The organism is Nocardia sp. NPDC004722 (assembly GCF_053601505.1).
The window spans coordinates 1-15,472 of sequence record NZ_JBSGBY010000134.1; the positions used below are offsets into that span (position 1 = coordinate 1).

Consider the following 15,472-nt stretch of genomic DNA (forward strand, 5'->3'; position numbering starts at 1 on the left):
CCATATCCCGCTGGCGCGACAGTATCCGGGCCTGCGTCGCTTCACGCGCAGTCACCAACCGGCGGCCGTGATCGGCGAGCCGTGCTACCTGGTCGTGATGCTGGACTGGGACGACATGGCCGCTCTCGAGACCGCGCTCGGGTCCGAGATCGGCCGCCGCACCGCCGAGGACGCCGCGGCGAACCTGGCCCGCTATGCGACCTTTCGCGGCATGATTCTGCGGCTCGATGAAGTCTGATCGCTAGGCTGGCGACGTGACATCGCATCTGCGACCGGCACCGGAGCGAGACCAGTTCACGGAGGAGACCGAACGGTTCCGGCGGGAGTTGCTGGCGCACTGCTACCGCATGGTCGGCTCCGCGCACGATGCCGAGGACCTGGTGCAGGAGACCTATCTGCGAGCGTGGCGGTCCTACTCCGGATTCGAGGGCCGGGCGTCGATGCGTTCCTGGCTCTACAAGATCGCCACCAATGTCTGTCTGAAGGCGTTGGAGCGACGTCGGATTCGGGTGTTGCCCTCAGGTCTGGGCGGCCCGTACGACGGACCTGATCGTGCGCCGAATCCCGTTGCGCCGGGGGAGGTCTCATGGTTGGAGCCGCTGCCTGACGCACAGGTCGCCACACCGGACGGCGATCCGGCCGTGGTAGTGGTCGAACGAGAATCGCTGCGGCTGGCGCTCATCGCCAGCCTGCAGCATCTGCCCGCCCGGCAACGCGCGATCCTCATCCTGCGTGAGGTGCTGGCGTTCTCGGCAGCCGAGACCGCGGAGATCCTCGGCACCAGCACCGCGGCCGTCAAGAGCGGCCTGCAGCGGGCCCGCGCCCGGCTGGACGAGTTGGAGCCCGAGCCGCGCAAACTGCTCGAACCGACCGACCAGCGGGCGCAGGCGCTGCTCGACGGCTATATCGCGGCGTTCGAGCGCTCCGACGCGACCCTGCTCGAACAGGTGCTACGCGTCGACGCCACCCTCGAGGCGACGCCCTTCGGCGACTGGCAGTCGGGCCGGGCGATGTGTATCCACGTCCTCGAGGCGTTCGTACTCGGCACACCGGGCGATTGGCGGATGATCGCGACCGCCGCCAACGGACAGCCGGCCGCGGTCGTATACCGCCGGGCCGCGGACGGAACGTTGCGAGCCGACGGAGTTGTGGTGCTGGCGCCCACCGCGACCGGCGTCTCCCGCGTGATCAAGTTCCACGATCCGGCACTGGTGACGACGTTCGGATTCCCGGACACCTTCAGCCATTGACCCGCCGGCTCGGTGATGTGAGTTGTGTTCGGACGATTTGGGTGGTCGATCTCGGTTATCGACCGAGGCGGGCTCCGATGCGGGTGATCAGTTCGGCGGTGCGAAAGGGTTTGGTGAGGTAGTCGCAGGCGCCCGCGGTCAGCGCGAGGTCGATGACGGCGGGTTCGGTCTCGGCGGACACGATCAAGATGGGGGCGGTGGACGTCTGACACAGACGCAGGCAGACGTCGATGCCGGGCAGGTCGGGTAGCAGGATGTCCAGCAGGATCAGGTCGGGATGCCACAGTGGGGCAAGAGCCAGCGCCTGTGTGCCGGAACCGGCATGCAACGCCTCGTAACCTGCGGCCTTCAGGACCAGGAGGGCCATCTCGGCGGTCGTGGCATGTTGTTCGACCACGAGCACCCTCGATGTCGGTGCTGGCTGAGGCGGCAGGATCGTCGGGTGCGGGGCACGCGTAATCGCGAGCTGGTGGGTGTTCATGGGTTACCCCTATCGACCGGATCCCCCGACCCGCTGTGTCGTCCCGATCTCGATATCCCGACAAGCCATTAAGAACCGACTGGCCTGTACGTCGAGTTCGGGTCTCGAGGCTAAACCTGACAGCAATCACTCGGCAATCCGAATGGAAGAATTGTCCCGGATACGACGGCCACCGTTCACCAGCCGGTGACCGTTCCGATATCCCCAGCCCTCGACGTGATCGCACCGCGATCCCGCCGACACTTCGTTGATCGAGCGAAGACGGCCAGTGCGGTCTGCGAAACAGAACGAACGCGTCGGCTGTTATCCGCCAGTCCTGGCGTTCACCCGTCCCGGCGCATTGAAAGCTGGCACCCCTTCTCATGAACCGAGAAGGGGTGCCTAGTTTTTCACGGGTTTCGTAGAGGTTCCGTTGCGTTTGCTGTGACCAAACGTAAACGAAATAATATCGACGCTTTTTGGATGGACGAGGGATGCTGACCTCCGATAACGTTCACTTATCGGGGGTCAGAGCCGGTTGAGTTGATTTCGGGCACTTGGGGTTTCGTTTCGTGTTCTTACGTTGGAAATGACGAAACCAACGCTACGATTTGGCGGTGTCGAGCATCTGTAACTACCCGGGGTGTACTAAACCGATTACGCGAGCCGGGGGGCCGGGGCGGCCGTCGGAATACTGTGAGCATCCGGATCACACGCGGTGGAGGGCGTGGCGGGAGCGGCAAAGGATGCAACAGGCGGAGGGTGAGAGTCCGGCCGCGAACGTCACTGTGACGCAACAGGGTCCGGTGACGGTGGCCCGTCTCAGGGCCGATGAACTGCTTGGACAATTTCGGGCGCTGACCGATCAGTTGGGGAATACACTCACCGCCGCGGTGGCCGAATTGTCCACGCTGGCCGATCCTGCCGTGGCAGAAGCGCAGGTCCAGGCGGTGCAGGCGGATGCGGCGCGTCGGATCGCGGAGGCGGAGATGGCGACCGTGGCCGCGGAGCAGAAGCGACGAGAGGCCGAAGAGGCCAGGGCGGCAGCCGAATCGGCGGCGGAGGACGCGGCGTTGGCGGCCGAGGAGGCGGAGGGGCGGATCGCTGAGGCGTTGAGCGCTCGTGATGACGCGCTCAAAGAGGTTGCGCAGGTGACCAAGCAGGCGGCGGACGATGTCTTCGCCGCACGCGCCGAGGCCGAGGCCGAGGTACGCACACTGCGCAGGGAAGCGGCCGACGATGTCGAGCGGGCGCGGCAGCAGGCGGCCGAGGATATCGAACTGGCTCGCGCGAAAGCTGCCGCCGAGGTAGAGCAGGTGCGCCGCGACGCGAGTCAGCGCATCACCGCCGCGGGGGCGGAACGTGACCTCGCGGTGCAGCGCGCAGCTGATGCCGAGCGCGCCATCGAACGCGCCGAGGCCGCGGTCGCGGAACGCAATCAGGTGGTCGCCGAGACCCGCGACGAACTCAAGCAGGCACGCGCCGACCTCGATCGCGTCCGGTCCGAGAACGCCGAGGCGCGCCGGCAGGCCGCCGCCGATCTGGCGGAGCTGCGCAAGGATTCGACCGCCGCGCTCGACAAGGCCCGCCAGGAAGCCGCCGAACGCCTGGCCGCCCTCGACGATGCCCGCGCCCAAACCCTTGCCCGCGCCGAGCGGGCCGAACAACAACTGGATGCCCTGCTCGCACAACGCGCCCCAACCACCACCGCGAACCGCTGAGCCTCCTTCCCGATCGATAAGCATTCCGCCTCGATCGATAAGCGGCCCCCAGAACTTGGGGCGTCGACGCCGATGACTTCCCCCGGTCCGAGCCCTTACTGTTCGGACCGGGGGATGATCATTCCCCCTGAATTCGTGTCGACCGGTTCTGTGGTGAACCGGCGAATGTTGTTGTGGTGCAGCCGATGAGTCGGGGCTGGGGCTGCGCGCTCAGGAGGATGGAATGTCCGCTGTGGCGGGAGGGCGCGTGCGCCTACAGGTGGTTACTCGGGTCGCGGTGGCGCTGATGGCACCGATCGTTGTGTTGGCGGCGGGCTGTTCGAGCGATTCGGACAAGTCGAGTGTGACGGCGAAGATTTCCGGGACCACCACGGTGGCGGGCACGACGAGCCCCGTCACGTCGGTGACGAGCTCACCCGCGTCGCAGCCCGGCGGCGGCAATCCCGGCTCGCAGCCGCGTCAAGGCGGAAACCCGCAGGGCGGGAACAACCCTCAGCAGCCGAACCCGGCGGGGGATCAGCCCGCGCCCGCCCAGGATCCGGGTGCGGGCGCTCCGGTGAAGTGCACCGACCAGATCAACTATGCCGGGGACCCGCGCTCGAACGCCGAAATCAACACTCTCGGTGACCAGTTGGGTCACTGCCCGGACCCGATCCCGGCCCCGACCACGACCGTGGCGCCGACCACCACGACCACGGTGGCGCCCACGACCACCGACACCACCGCACCGGTGACCACCACCCAAACCGCCACTCCCGCACCGACAACCACCACGGTCGCCCCCACGACCACCGCTGCCGCACCCACCACGACGGCGACGAATTAGGCCCGATTCGTCATACCCGGACGCTGGCGGTGATCGTCGTGATGACCGAGGATTTCCTGGTGGATAGCGGTATCGTCGGTGTGGAAAGAGGGGTGTGTGCGACTTGAACATCAACGCCATGCGAGCGCGGCAATCTCGGCCGAGTGTGGCACGCGTGTACAGCTATGTGCTGGGCGGCCGCGATAACTACGGTGTCGACAAGGATCTGGGCGATTACTTCATCGAAGATCTTCCCGGCTCCGAAATGCTGGCGATCACCAACCGGGAGGCCATACTGCGGGCCACCCGGCTGATGGCCGAGTCGGGCATCAGCCAGATCATCGATATGGGCTGTGGCCTGCCCGCGAGCATCAATGTGCACCAGGTCCTGCGGCAGACGCATCCGCAGGCCCGCGTCGTGTACGTCGACGATGATCCGTTCGTGGTGGCGCACGGGCGCGCACTGCTCGCCGTGGACGAGTCGATTATCGTGGTGGAGGCGGATATTCGCGATCCCGGCAGCATCGAGAAGCATGCCGACGTGCAGCGGCTGATCAACTTCGACGAACCGGTCGGCGTCCTGTTCGGTATCACGCTGAGCTTCGTCAATGACGAGGAGGACCCGGCGGGTGTGGTCCAGTACTGGACCGACCGCATGCCCGCCGACAGTCAGGTGTATCTCTCGCACTTCCGCACCGGCACCACCCGGCAGGCGATCGCCACCGCGAACAAGATCCTCGAAGCCTTCGGTCGCGGCCGCTTTCGGACCGATGCCGAAATCCTCTCCTGCTTCGGCACTCTCATCCTCGATCCCGAGGGTTTGCGGCCCTGCGCGCATTGGCATGTCGACCCCGCGAATGTCGACCCCGCCAGGCCCGACCTGACCGTCTGGGAGGAACTCGTGGTCGGTGGTCTGGCCCGCAAGCAGTAGGGATCAGTACTGCCCCTGGTGATTGCGCAGCGAGGTCGCGACGGCCGCGAAACCGTAGTCGAGCATCTCGACCTCGTACCCGCGCAGCGCGTCGAGCAGCTGGGACGCGGAGATCAGGTGGGAGGCAAGCAGTCCCGCATCGTGGATCGCCACTCCGGCGCTGATTCCGGCCGGAGGCATGGGGTGGGCGGCATCGCCGACCAACGTGACCGGTACCGGCGGCCACGACGCGGGACGCCGGGAGGTGTGGATGGCGGCGGGAACGAGGTAGTCGGGATCGGCGTGGCGGAGAAGTTCGCCGAGGCTCGGATGCCAGTCCGACACCGACCCCGTCGCCACCTCCAGCAGCTCCCGTGCGCCGAGGTCGTGGAGGTCGTCCCCGGCGGCCGGAATGGTCAGCCCCCACATGACATAGTCATGCCCCGCGGGTAGTCCGAATTCGGCGGGGTCGCGGCGAAAAAGCTGCGCGGCCACGGCAAGCTGACGGCCGTCCGCACCGACCACACCGAGAAACCCGCCGAGCGCCGGAGGCGGCGTCAGTTCCCGAGTCGCCTCGGACAGGGGAGTGCGACCGTAGATCAAGTGCCGGTCGAGGGCGGTGACCGGCATATCGGGGAGAAGTTGTCGGCGGGCAAGCGAATTCGCGCCGTCGGTGGCCACCAGCACATCGCCCTCGTCGCTGGAGCCATCGGTGAAATGAACCCGGACGCGTCCGTCCTCGAGCAATTCGTAGCGGCTGAACGCGGCGCCGAACCGGGTCACATCGACCAGCTCCCGCAGCATGATCGCGCGCAAGGTGAGCCGATCGACGGTGATACCGGCCGCCTCCGGGGGAATGGGAATCTCGGTGTAGTTCTTCAGATCTGGACCCACCATGGTGACCCCACCCTTGACCTCGCACGCCGTCGCGGTGGCCTGCGCGTAGGCGTCGGCGGGCAGCCAGCGGCGCAGCGCCGCGTCACCGTCGCCATTGATGTGGATCCGATAGCCCTGCGCCCGGGCGTCGAGGGCGGCATCACGCTCGAACAGCCGCACCTCGTGGCCGTTCGCCCGTAGACCGTGTGCCAGACAAGGCCCGGCCAGACCGGCTCCAATGATCAGGACACGCATAGCTTATCCTTTGCACTCGACACTATCTCATCTGAGATTATCTTAGTGCGTTAGCATCTCGGGATGGAAGATCTACCCGTCGATCCGAATGCCTTGGGCACGTTGCTGTATCGCGCCCATCTGCTCGCGCGGGCGGCCGCCAACCGAGCCGCCCGGCCCTCTGGCATCGAGTTGCAGCATGCCGGGGTGCTCGCCGCGGTCGCGGACGGACACAGCCGCACCCAGCGCGAACTGGGTGCGGCCCTGGGCATCGACAAATCCACGCTGGTCCGCATCGTCGACGACCTCGAGCACCGCGGTCTGGTGGTCCGCCGCCGGAATCCGCACGACCGCCGCGCCTACGAGATCGTGATCACCGAGACGGGTGCGCAGCGTCTGAGCGAGGCGAGCGGCTACTTCCGCGACGCGGTAGGCGGTCTGCTGCGGGTGCTCGACAACCAGCAGCAACATCAGTTGCACACCTTGCTGACCTTGTTCGTCGAGCAGGACGACTGAGTGCTCCGATGTCGTTGGCGGTCATGGGTTTCAATCCGACGGCCGTTCACTTCTCGATGCCGACCGGCTGTTCGGCGGTGTCGTCGGACCAACTGATGCGGTGGTCGAACATCCAGTTCAGCGAGCCGATGCCCTGCTTGGCCGCCCGCTTGAGGAAGAACGGGGTCACCAACCGGACGAAGACGCGCGCCAGGCCGTGCTGGGCTTTGTCGCCGCTGGTCTCCGCGCCGTGAGCGACCACGCGCTCGACGCGATCGCGACGACGGCGCTCGAATTCGGCCAGCGCGGAGGCGGTGTCGGGCAGATCGCGCAGGCACAGGGCAAGGGTGACCGCGTCCTCGACCGCCATCGAGACGCCTTGGCCCGAGGACGAGGCGACCGCGTGCGCGGCGTCGCCCACAATCACCATGGCGTTGTTGTGCCAGGTGGAGACCGACGGCATGTCGTACTGGTTGAAGCCGGGCACGAAAGCGGCGTCGGGAGTGGCCGCCACTATGCGGGCTGCAGGGCCGCGGTCGGCCTCCAGCAGCCGCACCAGCCGTTCGCGCCACTGTCCGGGGGTGGTCTCCGCCAGGGTCTGCTTCGAAAGTTCCTGCGCACCGGGCATATTGGCGAACCACCAGATCTCGCCGTCGGGGGCGACGAGGTAGCCGAAGAAAGCCTTCTTGCCGAAGATCATGTTGTAGGCGCCGGGACGGACTCCGAGCTCGGCCCGCAGCCCCGGATCGGTGACGAAGCCACCCAGCCCGTAGATGCCCAGGTAGTGCGCCTTCGGCGCGTTCGGGTCGAGGATTTCGCGAGTGCGGGAATGGATTCCGTCCGCACCGACGAGCAGGTCGGCTTCGACTCGACTGCCGTCGGCGAACGTCGCGACGACGCCGCCGTCTGCCGTGGGCCGCGCGTCGACGAGTCGCTTGCCGAATTCGTAGCGGATCCCGCGGCGCACCGCCTCGGCATTGAGCGCCCGGTACAGGTCGCGCCGCTTGACGCTGTGGGTCACGGTGCCGTCGGGCAGTGTGCCGCCGATCGGCATCTCGGTGATGAGTTTGTCGCCGCTGGTGTAGAACGACAGCGTGTCGGTGGCATGCCCGACCTCCGTGACTACGTGGTGGGCATCGATCTCGGTCAGCGCCGCGAGCCCGTTCACCGCCACCGTGAGATACGCCCCGATCTGCTCGGCGGCCGCGTCCCGGTACGCCTCGTAGACGACCGCCTCCCAGCCCGCCTTCTGCAAGGCCATCGCGGTGACGGGACCGGCGATGCCGCCGCCGATGACCAGTGCCTTCTTCATTGCCGTATCTCCCTCTGAACTGTCTTGATGATGCTGTATCTTGATTGCCAAGACATTATTAGTTTGAGGATCAAGAGGCTTGAAAGTCAAGAGATAATTGGGACGAGCCGCGCGTCCAGGTCGGATGGGAGCCCCCAGGCGTTGCGGGCGATCGTCGAACTCCCGATGGAGCGCTGCGAATACCTGCCACGACCTGAGACTATGTTCCGGCCCGGACTTCTCACGGTGCGCGTTCATGCCATGCGCGGGTCATTCCACGCCAAGCGATCACACAATGGCGGCAATACGATTCGCTGAGCTATGAGAGTGGTTGCGGCGCGTAGCGTTGGGCGACGGCGGTGAAGGCCGCCTTGGGTTCCCAGGTCATGTCCGGGTACGTGGTGCCGTAGTCGTTCTCCAGCACCTTGACGATGCCGAGGCTCGCGCGGTCGAGGTCGTCGCGGGGATCGCCGTCGGGGCGGTGGGGGTGGCTGTGCAGGGCGAACAGGAATACGAAGGTGCTGTCCACGCCTTCGCTGTCGAAGATCTCCAGCAGCTCGCTCAGGTAGGTGGCCTGCCCGGGCTCGTCACGGGCGTAGTCGCCGTTGAGTCGTACCGCGGCACCGGTGTCGGGGTCGTATTCGACGATTTCGTTGCTGCGGGGCGCGATGTCGCCCGCGCCCTTCCAGGTGGCCGTGCCGAAGCCGGTGACCGCCAAGGGTTTTCCCTGTGCGACGAGATCGCGCACGCCCGCACGGAATCGGTCGGCCACCTCGGCGGAGCGAATGAGCTCGATCGACACGATGTCGAAGGGCGTCCAGTCGATGCGCTCGAACGGTATGGCGCAGTAGGTGAGTCTGCCAGTGAAGTGCTCGCGGACGACGGTGACGGCCTCGGCGAGGAAGGCGTCGAGGCGCGCGGTGAGTGCGCCGACTCGCTCGTTGCGGCCGTACGGATCACCGAGCAGGGACTCGAGCCGCTCCCACACGGTGTCGCCGGGTAGGAATCCCGGATTCATCAGGCTCAGTTCGACGCCGGTGACGAAGACGACCTCGGCCCCGCCTTGCCTGAGCCGTTCGGCCCGCCGCGCGCAGTCGGCGAACAGGGTCAGGGTCTCGGCATGCGCGAGTTCGAGGGGATAGGGCGAGAACCAGACCTCGAGCCCCAGCTCGGCGGCGTAGCGGGCCGCCAGTTCCAGCCGGTCGGGATCGCCGCCGACGATCTGAACGGCGTTGCAGTGCAGGTCATCTCGGATGATGGTCAGTTCGCGGCGGACGGTCTCGGGGGCGAAGTCGATCCTCGACACCTGGCCGTGGGAGAGGAAACCGGTGTCGTACGTCATGCCTTTGCCGCGCATCAGCGTGGTCCTTTCGTCGATCGGGGTTCGGTCGACGCCACGGTAGACCTAAAACATGCGTGCACGCAATATTGCGCATGCGCAGTTTTCTGTGGCAGGATCGGAGCGTGACAACGAGACCGGCGGGATTGCGCGAGCGCAAGAAACAGGCCACGCGCGAAGCACTGCGGGACGCGGCACTGCGACTGGCTCTGGAACACGGGCCCGACAATGTGCGGGTCGAGGACATCGCCGAGGCCGCCGGTGTCTCACCCCGGACCTACAACAACTACTTCTCCAGCCGCGAGCACGCGATCGTCGCCGCCGTCACCGCCGAGCGGGAGGCGCGGGTCGCCGCGGCGATCGCGGTGCGGCCCGCGGAGGATCGCCTGGCCGACGTCATCGTCGACGCGGTACTCGAGCAGTACGCCGACCCGGGCGAACACCATCGCGACGCCCTGCTGCTGATCACCACGCACCCGGCGTTGCGAGCGATGTTCCTCAGCGACACGGATACGCTCTCGAAACCCCTCGCGGAGGCGATCGCCGAACGTCTCGGCGCGCCAGCCGAATTCACCGCCCCGGTACTGGCCGCGGCCGTGGCCGCCGCCGTCCGCGTCGCACTCGAACACTGGCTACAACCACCCGCGACCTCGGGATTGGTCGTCGTGTCCGGCGCACTGCCGGATCTGCTCCGTGCCGCGCTCGCCCCGCTCGCCCCGGCCTTCGACGCGGCGGAGGGCCACACCCCTTAGCGAGGGTTGCGCCACATCGGCCACAGCGGCGGGCCACCCTCGGTCACGTCGAGGGTTCCGTTGTCCTCGAAGCCGAATCGCGCGTAGTACGGCACATTCTCGGGCTTGCTGGATTCGAGGTAGGCCGGGATGCCGTCGGCGTCGCAGCGCTCGAGACGGGAATTGAGCAGGGCCTGGCCGTAGCCCTGCCCGCGGACGCCCGGCAGGGTGCCGATGACGGCCAGATATCAGTGCGGTTCGCGCGGGTGAGCGGCCATCATGCGGTCGGCCAGCCGTCCCGCGGCGAGCAGCCGATGCCGGAAGGCCTGCACCAGCCCGGGCAACTGCCGGAACGTGGCGGCGTCATCGGCGTGCCAGTGCCCCGGCGGCGCCCAGAGCGCCGCGCCCACAATGGAATTCGCGTCGTTGCACGCCACCTCCACTCCGCCGAGCGGGATGAAGTGGTGGCGGGCCTGCGCGGTCCAGAGGGCGGCGGTGCGCCGGGCGCGGGTCGCGTCGTCGCGGATCAGCCAGGTGACGATCGGATCATCGGCGAAGGCGATGCCCAGAACTCGTGCCAGCTCGGGAACATCGGACATCTGCGCCGGGCGCACGGTGATCGCCATGCGCTCACCGTAGCGGTTCGGCTGCCTCCGCACCGGGCGCTGCGAGGTGCATTGCCGCATCGTGATCATGGGTGGGGACAACTCTGAGCACCCGCTGCGCGAGGTGCAGCCGGTGCAGCGTCTTGAAGGTGAGTTCCCGGTCCTCGTCGACGAAAATCCCTGGGAAACCGGCCTTCTGACGCACCTTCTCGATCTGCAGCGCATGCCAGGCCGCATCGCCTGCCAGTAGCACCCAGCCGCGGGCGGTGTGGGCGAGCACGCCGATGCTGCCAGGTGTGTGTCCCGGTAGGTCCACCAGTACGACGCTGCCGTCGCCGAAGAGATCGCGACTGCGGGTGAAGGTGAGCACCGGTGGCCCGTCGAGGTCGTATTCGACGATGGGCCGATCGACCAGCGAATCCCGCACCCCGCCGACCGGAGACACCGGCGTGCCGAGCACCCACTGCTTTTCGACGCTGTGCAGGTGCACGGGCAACCCCGGAAGATCCAGCAGACCGCACACGTGGTCCCAGTGCGTGTGGGTGGGAAGCGCGAAATCCAGTGCGGACAGATCCTTCTCGGCGCGCAGCGCGGTGATGGTCGGGATGGTGTCGGCGGGCGGGCGCACAGCCGGTCGGAGCAGGGCGGGCAACTGGGCGATCGCCCGAGGTTCGGCGTCGAGGCAGAAGCTCGGATCGACGATGAAGGTGGCTTCGGGATGCCGCACCACGAACGAGGTCAGCGAGCTGCCGATGCGCCGCGGTGTGAAGACGCCCTCCACCACGGCCGCGGTCGGCACCGAACGCGGCGTCTGCGCGAGGGCTCGCACCTCGACCGTGCGCTCGGGCGTCGGCAGCCCGGCATCGGTGATGGACCGCAGGAACCGTTGGTCGACGGGCCGGGGTCGCACCACGCCGGCGACGGAACTGGCTGCGGCCGCGCAGCATTGGATCAGGCTGGGATTGCGTACTGGATCGGACATGCCCGAACGCTAATACTTAAGGTCGACATGAAGTAAAGGGGTGAATCGTGACGACCGTCCAGGACATGAGAATCGGTGACGCCGCAGCCGCGCTCGGCGTGGAGACGCACGTGCTGCGGCACTGGGAGTCGATGGGATTGCTGGCTCCGCCGCGCAGCTCTTCGGGGCATCGCAGCTACAACGAGCACATCCTCGATTACGCGCGGGTGATTCAGAAGTTGCAGCGCACCGGGCTGTCGCTCGAGCAGATCCGGCAGCTCGGCATCGGCGGCTGCGAGGATCGCCTGGCCATGCTGGCCGAGCGGCGGGCCGAGGTGCGGGCGCGAATCGCCTTGCTGGAGGCCACCGATCGCTTCCTCGAGCATCTGGCCGAATGCGATCATCCGGTCATCAGCGAATGCGCCGAATGCTCGGACTTCGCGGCGCGCGGTCACATTCCCGCCGGTCACCGCGATAGATCAGTGCGGGCGCCGGGTCGCGTCCGGTGAGTTGTTCCGAACCGGGAGGAGTGTGGGGATGCGCTTCACCACCGAGATTTTCGCTGTCGGCGCCGTCGTGCTGGCGGCGGTCGGCTGCTCGTCCAACACGACCGCCCCGCAGACCGTCGCGCCGACCACCTCTGGCGTGACGAGTGTCGCGGTGCCGTCGGCCACTTCACCGGCAGCACAGCATGTTCCGGCCACCGCCGACGTCACCGGCTGCGGCAGCGGGCAGGTCGATGTCACCGGCGCGGTGATGTCCCCGGCCACCGGTCACCGCGGTGTGAAACTGACTTTCTCGCTGGCGGCGGGTTCCGCGCCGTGCACGCTGACCGGTTACCCGGGCGTCGACAGCGGCGCGGGCGGCCCACTGCTGCACGCGGACCGCACACCCCGCGGCTTCATGGGCGGCCTCCCGCAGGGCAGCGACGAACCGCCCACGGTGACATTGGATTCGGGCCACCCCGCCACGGCCGTGGTGGAGGGTGTGGCCTTCGACGCCGACGGCAACGGCTGCTCGCTGTACACGAATCTCATGGTGACGCCGCCCAATTCAACCGACACCCGCACCGTCACAGTGACGATTGACAGCTGTGCCCTGCACGTCCACCCGGTCACTGGGTAGCGGCCGCTACACCGGCACAGCGGACTGGGCGGTCACCACCACGGGCGCACCATTTGCCGGAATATGGGTGATATTGCGGACCTTGGACGGCTCGCTGCCGGTCCCGTCGGGCAGCGAAAGCCGGTAGCGCGTCAGGATTTCCCGCAGCACCGCCGTCCCCTCCATGAGCGAGAACCCGGCCCCGATGCACCGGCGCACCCCACCACCGAACGGGAGCCAGGTGTTCGCCGCGACCTCACCCTCGAGGAACCGCTCGGGCCGGAAGGCCACGGCATCGGGGAAGGCCGCCGTGCGCTCGTGGGCCAGCAGGATGGAGGTCGACACCACGGTGCCAGCAGGCAGCTCGATGCCGCCGATGGTCATGTCGCGGGTCAGTTTCCGCCCGGTCGCGGCGATCACGGTGTGGCGGCGCATAGCCTCCTTGAGCACCGCCTCGAGGTATTTCTCGTCGCCGTCATGGGCCGCGCGCCGGGCCTGCGCCTGGATCTCCGGGTTCGCGGCCAGCTCGTGGCACGCCCACGACAGCGCCGAGGCGGTGGTCTCATGCCCGGCCAGTAGCAGTGTCACCAGCTGATCGCGCAGTTCCTCGTCCGACAGCGGTGCGTCGGACGGGTTCTCACCGGATCCGGCCGCCAGCAGCCGGGACAGCACATCGGTCCGCGCGTCCACCTCCGGATGCGCGCGCCGCTCGCGGATCTCGCTGTAGAGCAGTTCGTTGATGGCGTTCTGGTTGTCGTCGAAGCGTTTCCACGGTCCGCGCCGTTGCAGCCACGGATACTTCCAGCCGAAGAACATGATCGGATTGACGTTCACGATCCGGCGCAGCCGCGGGGCCAGCTCAGCACGGCGGCGCTCGTCGGTCATACCGAACACCACCTGCATGATGACATCGAGTGTCAGTTCGTTCATCCGGTCGAGCGTGTGCACGGTCGACCCGGATTCCCACCGGTCCACGTGCTCCTTGGCGATGGCATCGACCAAGGCCCGATACCCGCGCAGCGACGATCCCACGAACGCCGGCATGAGCAGTCGCCGGGCCCGGGCGTGCTCGTCCTCATCGGTGAGCAGCAGCGAATGCTCGCCCATGATGTTCACCAGCAGCCGATTGCCCTCCCCTGCATGCAGATCGGCCGGGTCGGCGGCGAAGATCTCGCGGATATGCTCGGGCCGCGAGAACACCACGACGTTCTCGGAGTAGGGCGGGACCAGATGCAGGGTGAAGACATCCCCGTATCGCCGGGCCGCGGCGCGCAGCATCGCTCCTCGCCAACGGGCATAGAAAACGGTCTGTACGGTGCGCGGCACCGGCGGTCCAGGCGGATATGCGGTGCTCACGATTGCCGATCCCTTCGCAAGTGCCGCTCCGTCGCGGCCGAAACGCTTGTCCTACAGCGTAGACCGAACGTTGTACTCAGCGGAACCGTTGCCGGTATAGGACACGATTCGACCTAGTTGATCCCTAGGGTGAGGACATGACGGTTTTCGAGCCCTTCCGAATCGATATCTCCGACAACGACATCGAGGATCTGCGTGCCCGACTGGCGCGTACCCGCTGGTCTTCCGACCTGGAAGACGTGGGCTGGAGCTACGGCATTCCGACCGCCTATGTGCGCGAGCTGTGCGAGTACTGGGGGAGCGGCTACGACTGGCGGGCGCGGGAGGCCGCGTTGAACGCGTACCCGCAGTTCCGCACCGAGATCGATGGGCAGAGCCTGCATTTCACGCACGTCCGCTCGCCCGAGCCCGACGCCCTGCCACTGGTGCTGATCCACGGCTGGCCCTTCGAGGATTTCACCGAGCTGATCGGTCCCCTCACCGACCCGCGCGCCCACGGCGGTGAGCCGGAAGACGCGTTCCACCTGGTCATTCCGACCCTGCCCGGCTTCGGGTTCTCCGGTCCGACCCGCCGCGCCGGTGATGCCGCGACCGAACACAGCGCCGAGCTGATCGCGAAGCTCATGGCCGCGCTGGGATACGAGAGTTACGGCGCGCAGGGCGGCGACGCGGGCTCGTTCATCGCCCCGCAACTGGGCCGCATCGACACCGAGCACGTCCTCGGCGTGCACCTCAACGACCCGATCACCATCCCGGGCTGGAACGAGGACGGATCCGGCTTCAGCGCAGAGGATCAGGCGAAGCTGGCGGGCATGAAGGATTGGAGCAGTAAGGAGACCTCCGGCTACGCGGGCATGCACTCCACCCGCCCGCAGACCCTCGCCCCGGCGATGTCCGATTCTCCGGCGGCCCTGGCGGCCTGGGTGCTGGACGTGGTGAACACCTTCAAGGATCCGGCGAAGGCGACGCCGACCGACGCCATCGACCGCGACGTGCTGCTGACGAACCTCTCGGTGCTGTGGTTCACCGACACCGCCGGTTCGTCCATGCGCCTGTACAAGGAGTCCCAGGTCTGGGGCGCGACCCTGCCGGACTCCGGCGTTCCCACGGGGGTGGCGGTGTTCCCGGGCAACAACACCATCCGCGGCATTGCCGAACGACAGAACACCCTGGTGCACTGGTCGGAATTCGATCGTGGCGGTCACTTCGCGCCGATGGAAGTCCCCGATCTGATGACCCGCGATCTGCGTGAGTTCTTCCGAAAGCTGCGTTGATCGGTTGAATGGCGCACCGCCGCAACCACTTCGGGCGCTATCCAGCCGGGCTCTGGCAGG

General features: G+C 67.2%; 18 protein-coding genes. 10 read left to right on the forward strand and 8 right to left on the reverse strand.

Features of this window, described 5'->3' with window-relative positions; all coding sequences use genetic code 11:
• On the forward strand, positions 1-238 hold a 238-nt coding region (locus tag ACWELQ_RS15730; protein WP_452397745.1), incomplete at its 5' end, for an EthD family reductase.
• A 16-nt stretch (positions 239-254) separates the two neighbouring features.
• Positions 255-1,250, forward strand: a complete 996-nt coding sequence (locus tag ACWELQ_RS15735) for a sigma-70 family RNA polymerase sigma factor (protein WP_452397746.1) — start codon at positions 255-257, stop codon at positions 1,248-1,250.
• A gap of 55 nt (positions 1,251-1,305) precedes the next feature.
• Here the strand turns inward: ACWELQ_RS15735 and ACWELQ_RS15740 are convergent, their stop codons facing one another.
• Positions 1,306-1,647, reverse strand: a complete 342-nt coding sequence (locus ACWELQ_RS15740; RefSeq protein WP_452397747.1) for a response regulator transcription factor — start codon at positions 1,645-1,647, stop codon at positions 1,306-1,308.
• Between the two features lie 809 nt (positions 1,648-2,456).
• Here ACWELQ_RS15740 and ACWELQ_RS15745 point away from each other — a divergent pair.
• The 3 genes from ACWELQ_RS15745 (at position 2,457) to ACWELQ_RS15755 (ending at position 5,167) form a co-directional block, all read left to right on the forward strand.
• Positions 2,457-3,431, forward strand: coding sequence for a hypothetical protein (locus ACWELQ_RS15745; protein ID WP_452397748.1), 975 nt, complete (start codon positions 2,457-2,459; stop codon positions 3,429-3,431).
• A gap of 286 nt (positions 3,432-3,717) precedes the next feature.
• Complete coding sequence (locus tag ACWELQ_RS15750; protein ID WP_452397749.1) at positions 3,718-4,257, forward strand: hypothetical protein; 540 nt, start codon at positions 3,718-3,720, stop codon at positions 4,255-4,257.
• Positions 4,258-4,375: 118 nt separating this feature from the next.
• Positions 4,376-5,167 (forward strand): SAM-dependent methyltransferase, encoded by a 792-nt coding sequence (locus tag ACWELQ_RS15755; RefSeq protein WP_452397750.1) that lies wholly within the window; start codon positions 4,376-4,378, stop codon positions 5,165-5,167.
• Positions 5,168-5,170: 3 nt separating this feature from the next.
• Here ACWELQ_RS15755 and ACWELQ_RS15760 read toward each other — a convergent pair whose 3' ends face one another.
• Positions 5,171-6,277, reverse strand: coding sequence for an FAD-dependent oxidoreductase (locus ACWELQ_RS15760; RefSeq protein ID WP_452397751.1), 1,107 nt, complete (start codon positions 6,275-6,277; stop codon positions 5,171-5,173).
• Between the two features lie 63 nt (positions 6,278-6,340).
• Here ACWELQ_RS15760 and ACWELQ_RS15765 point away from each other — a divergent pair, with 63 nt between their 5' ends.
• A complete protein-coding gene (locus ACWELQ_RS15765) occupies positions 6,341-6,772 on the forward strand; it encodes a MarR family winged helix-turn-helix transcriptional regulator (RefSeq protein WP_452397752.1) in 432 nt (143 codons plus the stop codon).
• Positions 6,773-6,818: 46 nt separating this feature from the next.
• Here the strand turns inward: ACWELQ_RS15765 and ACWELQ_RS15770 are convergent, their stop codons facing one another.
• Both ACWELQ_RS15770 and ACWELQ_RS15775 read right to left on the reverse strand, forming a co-directional pair.
• Positions 6,819-8,063 (reverse strand): FAD-dependent oxidoreductase, encoded by a 1,245-nt coding sequence (locus ACWELQ_RS15770; protein ID WP_452397753.1) that lies wholly within the window; start codon positions 8,061-8,063, stop codon positions 6,819-6,821.
• Between the two features lie 298 nt (positions 8,064-8,361).
• The gene (locus ACWELQ_RS15775; RefSeq protein WP_452397754.1) at positions 8,362-9,399 is read right to left on the reverse strand and encodes a hypothetical protein; all 1,038 of its coding nucleotides are present in this window, start codon (positions 9,397-9,399) and stop codon (positions 8,362-8,364) included.
• A 107-nt stretch (positions 9,400-9,506) separates the two neighbouring features.
• On the opposite strand from ACWELQ_RS15775, the gene ACWELQ_RS15780 reads away from it, so the two are divergent.
• On the forward strand, positions 9,507-10,133 hold the full coding sequence (locus ACWELQ_RS15780) for a TetR/AcrR family transcriptional regulator (RefSeq protein WP_452397755.1): 627 nt from the start codon (positions 9,507-9,509) through the stop codon (positions 10,131-10,133).
• Here the strand turns inward: ACWELQ_RS15780 and ACWELQ_RS15785 are convergent.
• The 3 genes from ACWELQ_RS15785 to ACWELQ_RS15795 are packed head-to-tail and all read right to left on the reverse strand — an operon-like array spanning position 10,130 to position 11,699.
• A complete protein-coding gene (locus ACWELQ_RS15785) occupies positions 10,130-10,357 on the reverse strand; it encodes a GNAT family N-acetyltransferase (RefSeq protein WP_452397762.1) in 228 nt (75 codons plus the stop codon). The genes ACWELQ_RS15780 and ACWELQ_RS15785 overlap by 4 nt on opposite strands.
• A gap of 3 nt (positions 10,358-10,360) precedes the next feature.
• Positions 10,361-10,738, reverse strand: coding sequence for a hypothetical protein (locus ACWELQ_RS15790; RefSeq protein WP_452397756.1), 378 nt, complete (start codon positions 10,736-10,738; stop codon positions 10,361-10,363).
• A 4-nt stretch (positions 10,739-10,742) separates the two neighbouring features.
• Positions 10,743-11,699, reverse strand: coding sequence for an MBL fold metallo-hydrolase (locus ACWELQ_RS15795; protein ID WP_452397757.1), 957 nt, complete (start codon positions 11,697-11,699; stop codon positions 10,743-10,745).
• A 47-nt stretch (positions 11,700-11,746) separates the two neighbouring features.
• Between ACWELQ_RS15795 and ACWELQ_RS15800 the strand changes: the two genes are divergently transcribed.
• Both ACWELQ_RS15800 and ACWELQ_RS15805 read left to right on the forward strand, forming a co-directional pair.
• Positions 11,747-12,187 carry a MerR family transcriptional regulator gene (locus tag ACWELQ_RS15800; RefSeq protein ID WP_452397758.1) on the forward strand — a complete coding sequence of 147 codons (441 nt, stop codon included), beginning with the start codon at positions 11,747-11,749 and terminating at the stop codon, positions 12,185-12,187.
• Positions 12,188-12,215: 28 nt separating this feature from the next.
• Positions 12,216-12,803, forward strand: coding sequence for a DUF4232 domain-containing protein (locus ACWELQ_RS15805; protein WP_452397759.1), 588 nt, complete (start codon positions 12,216-12,218; stop codon positions 12,801-12,803).
• A gap of 6 nt (positions 12,804-12,809) precedes the next feature.
• Here ACWELQ_RS15805 and ACWELQ_RS15810 read toward each other — a convergent pair whose 3' ends face one another.
• The gene (locus ACWELQ_RS15810) at positions 12,810-14,138 is read right to left on the reverse strand and encodes a cytochrome P450 (protein ID WP_452397760.1); all 1,329 of its coding nucleotides are present in this window, start codon (positions 14,136-14,138) and stop codon (positions 12,810-12,812) included.
• 137 nt (positions 14,139-14,275) lie between these two features.
• Between ACWELQ_RS15810 and ACWELQ_RS15815 the strand changes: the two genes are divergently transcribed.
• Positions 14,276-15,412, forward strand: coding sequence for an epoxide hydrolase family protein (locus ACWELQ_RS15815; protein WP_452397761.1), 1,137 nt, complete (start codon positions 14,276-14,278; stop codon positions 15,410-15,412).
• The last annotated feature ends 60 nt before the right edge of the window (positions 15,413-15,472 follow it).

Bases quoted from the DNA above. Each gene is read 5' to 3' on its own strand.
- ACWELQ_RS15745 (WP_452397748.1), top strand. From the start codon at position 2,457: ATGCAACAGGCGGAGGGTGAGAGTCCGGCCGCGAACGTCACTGTGACG.
- ACWELQ_RS15750 (WP_452397749.1), top strand. From the start codon at position 3,718: ATGGCACCGATCGTTGTGTTGGCGGCGGGCTGTTCGAGCGATTCGGAC.
- ACWELQ_RS15755 (WP_452397750.1), top strand. From the start codon at position 4,376: ATGCGAGCGCGGCAATCTCGGCCGAGTGTGGCACGCGTGTACAGCTAT.
- ACWELQ_RS15760 (WP_452397751.1), bottom strand. From the start codon at position 6,277: ATGCGTGTCCTGATCATTGGAGCCGGTCTGGCCGGGCCTTGTCTGGCA.
- ACWELQ_RS15765 (WP_452397752.1), top strand. From the start codon at position 6,341: ATGGAAGATCTACCCGTCGATCCGAATGCCTTGGGCACGTTGCTGTAT.
- ACWELQ_RS15770 (WP_452397753.1), bottom strand. From the start codon at position 8,063: ATGAAGAAGGCACTGGTCATCGGCGGCGGCATCGCCGGTCCCGTCACC.
- ACWELQ_RS15775 (WP_452397754.1), bottom strand. From the start codon at position 9,399: ATGCGCGGCAAAGGCATGACGTACGACACCGGTTTCCTCTCCCACGGC.
- ACWELQ_RS15790 (WP_452397756.1), bottom strand. From the start codon at position 10,738: ATGGCGATCACCGTGCGCCCGGCGCAGATGTCCGATGTTCCCGAGCTG.
- ACWELQ_RS15795 (WP_452397757.1), bottom strand. From the start codon at position 11,699: ATGTCCGATCCAGTACGCAATCCCAGCCTGATCCAATGCTGCGCGGCC.
- ACWELQ_RS15805 (WP_452397759.1), top strand. From the start codon at position 12,216: ATGCGCTTCACCACCGAGATTTTCGCTGTCGGCGCCGTCGTGCTGGCG.
- ACWELQ_RS15815 (WP_452397761.1), top strand. From the start codon at position 14,276: ATGACGGTTTTCGAGCCCTTCCGAATCGATATCTCCGACAACGACATC.